The sequence below is a fragment of the Aequorivita viscosa genome (assembly GCF_900106795.1).
GTDB classification, from domain to species: domain Bacteria; phylum Bacteroidota; class Bacteroidia; order Flavobacteriales; family Flavobacteriaceae; genus Aequorivita; species Aequorivita viscosa.
Genome location: NZ_FNNS01000005.1, coordinates 176291 through 182680 on the forward strand (window position 1 = coordinate 176291; position 6390 = coordinate 182680).

At 38.7% G+C, this 6390-nt stretch carries 4 protein-coding genes and 1 pseudogene; 1 reads left to right on the forward strand and 4 read right to left on the reverse strand.

Translation table 11 applies throughout. The annotated features are described in order from the left end of the window. Positions 1-38: 38 nt before the first annotated feature. The 4 genes from lgt to folE all read right to left on the reverse strand — a co-directional run bounded on the left by lgt (position 39) and on the right by folE (position 3980). Positions 39-983 carry a prolipoprotein diacylglyceryl transferase gene (gene lgt / locus BLW28_RS04495; protein ID WP_073215547.1) on the reverse strand — a complete coding sequence of 315 codons (945 nt, stop codon included), beginning with the start codon at positions 981-983 and terminating at the stop codon, positions 39-41. A 222-nt stretch (positions 984-1205) separates the two neighbouring features. Continuing rightward, positions 1206-1454, reverse strand: a complete 249-nt coding sequence (gene yidD / locus BLW28_RS04500; RefSeq protein ID WP_073215551.1) for a membrane protein insertion efficiency factor YidD — start codon at positions 1452-1454, stop codon at positions 1206-1208. 121 nt (positions 1455-1575) lie between these two features. Further along, on the reverse strand, positions 1576-3060 hold the full coding sequence (cysS, locus tag BLW28_RS04505; RefSeq protein ID WP_073215553.1) for a cysteine--tRNA ligase: 1485 nt from the start codon (positions 3058-3060) through the stop codon (positions 1576-1578). Positions 3061-3302: 242 nt separating this feature from the next. Next, positions 3303-3980: a GTP cyclohydrolase I FolE gene (folE, locus tag BLW28_RS04510; protein ID WP_073215556.1), complete on the reverse strand. Its 678-nt coding sequence runs from the start codon at positions 3978-3980 to the stop codon at positions 3303-3305. 152 nt (positions 3981-4132) lie between these two features. Between folE and BLW28_RS04515 the strand changes: the two are divergent. Next, positions 4133-6390, forward strand: a pseudogene (locus BLW28_RS04515) (hypothetical protein); the annotation flags it as partial.

The following is a 6390-nucleotide window of genomic DNA, read 5'->3' on the forward strand; positions in this document are numbered from 1 at the left end:
CCAGACTTTCTTATTGGATTTGGGGTGTTTAGAAGTTTTTAAGAACCTTCGTTTATAGGTTTGGGAGATTTTTTTGAGGCGCTCCACATGATATAGATCCCTGCAATAATGAAAGGGATGCTGAGCCATTGCCCAGTAGAAAACACTCCTAGAAATGATTCAAAACCACCTTGGCTTTCTTTCACAAACTCGACGATAAAGCGCACCATAAAAAGAAGAATTAAAAACACTCCAAAAATGTAGCCAATCTGTTTTCTGCGTTCGGTTTTCCAATACAAATACCAACAAACTAAAAAGACAATTATGTATCCAGCTGCTTCGTACAGCTGAGCGGGATGCCTAAAAGGAACCGAGTTTAACAGCTCAGAAAATTGAGGATTGTGTACTATGGCGTCATAAGCTTTTGCTGGGTCTTGTATTCCTGTTGCTTGAACGGCTTGGGAAGGGCGTATGGCTTCGTGAACAAAACGAACACCAAGTGGGAAATCGCCAGAAGGCTTTCCTATAATTTCAGAGTTCATAAAGTTCCCGATACGAACAAAAGTTCCACCAGCTGCTACAGCAATAATGATGCGGTCCATAACCCAGAAAAATGGTTTTTTTATAACTTTTTTACTATAATAAAGCATGGCGATGACATAGGCAATTGCCGCGCCGTGACTTGCCAAGCCTTGGAAACCAGTAAATTCAAATTCGGGCACTGTACTTATTGGTAAAAACACCGAAATTGGATCTTGCACAAATAATTCAGGTTGATAAAAGATAACGTGCCCTAGTCTTGCACCTAGTAATGTTGCCAAGACCATATAGATGAAAAGTTTGTCGAGCATTTCTTGTGGCTGACCTTCACGCTCATAGATCTTTTTAGTCAAAATCCAACCTAAACTAAAGGCAACGACGAACATAAGGCTGTAATAGCGAATCATGAAGAAGCCTAAATCAATGCCTTCCGAAGGATTCCAAGTAATTGTTAAATAGTGCATAGAGGGTGTTTTAGTGTGCTGCGTAAAGATAGCAAAAGCCAAAAAGTATTGCGAACGATAAACTTATTTCTTTTTATTCTTATCCGTGAAGTCATCTGAAATTGACTTATGACGGTAAGACGTAGGATGTATGACAAAATGGTGTAAAAAAAATTCTTTCTGTAAAAACGGAGATAGTCATACATCTTAAGTCCTTTTGTCCTAAGTCGTTTTCACGAACAATCATTCTGCTTTTTTCGGAGGAACGGGATCATAACCAGACCCTCCCCAAGGATTACAGCTGCCAATGCGTTTAATTGCTAACCAACCGCCTTTTAACAAGCCGTGTTTTTCGAGTGCTTCAATTGTATAGTGTGAGCAGGTAGGGGCGTAGCGACATGTACTAGGAGTAAATGGAGATATAAATTTCTGATATCCCCGTATTAACAGGATAAAAGGAGATATTAGGATTTTCTTCAAGTTATAACTCATAATGGGATGAAATGAAATTCAAATCCAAATCGAAATCGAAATCGAAAACGCTAACTGAGAATATTAGAATTTTTATTTTTTAGAACTTTTAAATTCAGCATCAAACATTATTCATTCTGCATTATACATTATTAAATAACTGAAAAGTAGTCCCCTCTTTCCCATCTTTCAACTGAATTCCTTTCTCCGCAAGTTGGTCTCTTATTTTATCACTAGTGGCAAAGTCTTTGTTGGCTCGAGCCTGATTTCTGAGTTCGATAAGAAGTTCGACAGCTCCAGTTAATTTTTCACCATCTTGTGAATTCTCACCTGCAACATTTTGTAGACCCAGGACATCAAACAAAAAGTCGTGCATTGTTTGTTTCAACAGCTTTAAATCTTCTGTCGAAATGGTTTCTTTACCTTCTTTTAAAGCATTAATAAACTTCACTGCTTCAAAAAGATGAGCTATGAGAATAGGACTGTTAAAATCATCATTCATCGCATCGTAGCAAGATTTTCTCCAGCTAGTAATGTCAAGACTTGTTTTTTCTGAAGTTTCAGTGTTATCCAGCATGCGGTAAGCATCCATTAATCGGTTAAATCCTTTTTCCGAAGCTTCCAAAGCCTCGCTACTGAAGTCTAAAATGCTTCGGTAGTGGGCTTGGTACATAAAAAACTTAGTAACTGTTGGTGAAAATGGTTTGCTTAAGATGTCGTTTTCACCTGTAAACATATCGTCTGGAAGAATAAAGTTTCCAGTAGACTTAGACATTTTCTTGCCGTTGAGCGTAAGCATGTTGGCATGCATCCAATAGTTTACGGGCGAAATATGATTACAAGCTTCAGCCTGGGCAATTTCGCATTCGTGGTGTGGAAATTTAAGATCCATTCCGCCTCCGTGGATGTCAAAATTATCTCCTAAATACTTAGTACTCATCGCTGTACATTCAAGGTGCCAGCCAGGAAATCCGTCACTCCAAGGCGAAGGCCAACGCATTATGTGCTGGGGTTCGGCTTTTTTCCAAAGTGCAAAATCTTGAGGGTTCTTTTTGTCTGTTTGTGCTGAAAGCTCACGAGTGTTGGCTATCATATCTTCCAGATTGCGTCCGCTCAACTTTCCGTATTCGTAGGTTTTGTTGAACTTCAAAACATCAAAATAGACAGAGCCGTTTGTTTCGTAGGCAAACCCTTCTTCAATAATTTTTTCAACAATTTGTATTTGTTCAATAATATGTCCAGTGGCAGTAGGTTCAATGCTTGGAGGGTGTGCATTGAATTTTGCCATAGTGGTATGAAAATCCACAGTGTATCGCTGAACAACTTCCATCGGTTCCAATTGTTCGATTCGTGCTTTTCTTAAAATCGGATCTTCGCCACTTTCGCCATCGTTTTCCAAATGCCCAGCGTCGGTAATATTTCTAACATACCGAACTTTATATCCAAGATGCTTCAAATACCTAAATACCAGATCGAATGATAGGAAAGTACGGCAGTTTCCTAAATGTACATTGCTGTATACGGTGGGACCACAAACGTACATGCCAACAGCTCCTTCATGTATAGGTGTAAATTTTTCTTTTGTTTTGGTAAGTGAATTGTATATGTGTAAATCGTGCTGTTTCAAAACTTCAAGTTTCAGGTTAGGAATTTGTTACTTGCTATTCGGTGCTTCGACTTCGCTCGGCAACCTATATTTATAGTTTTTCTAAAGATTCAAATTACTTTAATTCTCAGTGCTTTTTGTATTAAGAGGTAATAGCATGGTTACAAGTTGAAATTAGCTTCTATGAGATTTTAATTAAAATGTTTTACATTTTCCGCCCGTAATTAAGTACTCATCATCAGGCACTAAACTTCTAAGGCCTCTTAAAACTTTGTGTCTAATTTTATATAGTCCAAAAACTCTTTTCTAGTGTCAGAATTTTTGAAAGCACCTCCAAATTCAGAAGTTACCGTGCTGCTATCGATATCTCGAATACCTCTGGAGTTTACACATAGGTGTTTTGCGTCTATAACACATGCAACGTCTTCGGTATTTAATACTTGCTGAAGCTCTTTTACAATTTGCATGGTTAAGCGCTCTTGAACCTGTGGTCGTTTTGCGTAATAATCCACAATTCGGTTCATTTTTGAAAGGCCAACAACAGTTCCGTTAGAAATATAGGCTATATGTGCTTGCCCTACTATTGGAAGTAAGTGGTGTTCACAAGTGGAGTAGAGGGTTATATTTTTCTCTACAAGCATTTCATTGTATTTGTACTTGTTGTCGAAAGTGGATGCTTTTGGTTTTCGGTTTGGATGTAATCCACCAAAAATTTCCTGTACAAACATCTTTGCTACTCGGTTTGGGGTTCCTTTAAGGCTGTCATCAGATAAATCTAAGCCTAAGGTCTCCATAATATTCCGCACGTCTTCTTTGATTAATGCTATTTTTTCAATATCGCTGAGTTCAAAAGCATCGGGACGCATTGGTGTTTCAGAAGAGGAGCTGATATGATCATCACCCATTTCTTCTATGGTTTTAAGTGTTTTTTCTAAATCCATCAATTTTAAAACTTTTCTTATTTAGATAGTTTGCAAAGATACAGAATCGCAAATTGTTAAAGATGCTTCAAAGTTCATATTTTCCTTGTAGAGGTCGAGTGTATTCACAAAATTTTCTTAATTTCCCCCACGGAATTTTATTTCTTTATATCATGACAAACTTATGCCCCAAAAAACACCTCGGGTTTCTATTTTTATTACTATCCTTTTCCCTTTATGCTCAGGGACCTGGGTGCCCGAATGTTAATGCTGGACCAGATGTTGAAGTAACCTGTGCCGACCCTTGTACTACCCTAACTGCGTCTTATCTTCAAACAGGAGAGACAACTAGTTATGCTGTAACTTCTATACCTTATGATCCGCCTTTTCCTTTTACAGGAGGTACTGGTTCTACAAATATTACATCAGATGATGTATGGTCTGAGGCTATTCAACTGCCTTTTGACTTCTGTTTTTTTGGAGACCCATATAGTAGGCTCTTAATTAGCTCGAACGGAAGTATAACTTTTAGTATTGCAGGAGAAGTTCCTAACGGTAGGTATACACCGAGTAATGGTGCGGGATATGTTCTTGGACAGGATGGCGATCGAAATATTCCTGGAAATATTGGAACTACTACCGATGCTCGTGCTGTATTGGGCATTATGGGTGTTTTGCAAGACACATACCCTCCAAACTCCTTTAGTGGCTGGTCTATTAACTATGAGGTAATTGGTACGTTCCCTTGTAGAATGCTTGTTTTTAACATGTATAATTTAGGACATTATTCTTGTGGTACAAGTGGTGGTGTTCCACAAACATACCAGATAATTCTTTATGAAACTACAAATGCAATTGATGTGTTTGTAAAGGATAGAACTCCTTGTAATGGTTTTCAGGAAGGTCGAGGAGCTATTGGTATTCAAAACTGGAATGGAACTGTAGGATATACTCCTCCAGGAAGAAATACAGGTAACTGGTCGGCTAGTGAGGAAGCTTGGCGTTTTACTCCAAACGGTGAGTCTAATGTTGAATTTACTTGGAGAGATGCTGCCGGAAACATTATTGGTACAGATCCCTCTATTACTGTTTGTGTTGACGAAACTACAACCTTTACTGCGCAGGCTGAATATACCGATTGTAATGGGATAACAATTACGGATATTGATACTGTTACTGTAACAAGAGAATCAGATATAGAAGTTGATTTGGGAGAGGATGTTGAAACTTGTGAAGATGATCCTATTGTTTTAGATACAGAGACGGGTGATGTTCCAGATCTCACCTATGAATGGTTCCTTGATGGTGTTATAATTCCTGGAGCTACTAATAGTACTTATACCGCTACCGCTCCCAACTCTGGTGAGTATACTGTAGAAGTGAATCAAGATGGATGTATTATAACAGACAGTATTAATATTCTTTTCAACCCACAACCTATTATCGCTAACCCTCCGCAAGATTTGGGACTTTGTGACGATGGCGGTTCTGCTGCACTTTTTGACTTAACACAAAATGATGCTGTGGTTTTAGGAACTCAGGATACCGATTTTGTTATTACTTACCACCATAGCCAAGCAGAGGCAGAAAATGGAACTCCATTTATAAACCCCGCCGATGCGTACCCTATTGTAGGAAACAATGAAACAATTTGGGTTAGGATTCAAAATGCAAATAACACCTGTTTTGTTGTAGATTCTTTTGAAATTTTACTTGTATCTGCTTTTGCAACCGCTCCTCCTAGTCCTTATTATATATGTGATCAAGATAATACCGGAAGTGAGCCTGTAAACTTACAAGCTATTTTTTCTGCCGATATTTTGGCTGGACAAGACCCGAATGAACTTCATGTTACTTATCACGAAAGCGCTGCTGATGCAGATACTGGAGACAATCCTTTGCCGCAGCCATATATGGTGACAACAACTCAGATTACACTTCATGCAAGAGTAGAAAATAGACTGGATGAAGATTGTTATTCGGTTACGAACTTTGAGATTGTTATGGAGCTTCCTCCGAATGTGAACCCAACACCATTAGATTTAATTACTTGCGACACCGATAATGATGGTTATGCACCTTTCAACCTACACGACGCAGATGACGACATTACAAATGGCGATCCAGATTTAGTAGTAACTTATCACCCAACTGAACTAGACGCCCAGAATGACTTAAACGAACTTACCGACCCTTATATTAACGACGATCCATTTAATGATGTAGTCTTCGCAAGAATTGAGGGTATGAATACATCTTGTAACGCTGTTATAAGATTGAACTTAGAAGTCCGCAACAGTCCGATATTAACTGAGCCTTCACCCTTGCGATTATGCGATGACAACACCGATGGGTTACAGATATTCGATTTAACCGTTCGTGAGTTGGAGATGTTGGGAGCTATGGATCCGACCCAGTATGATTTTTATTA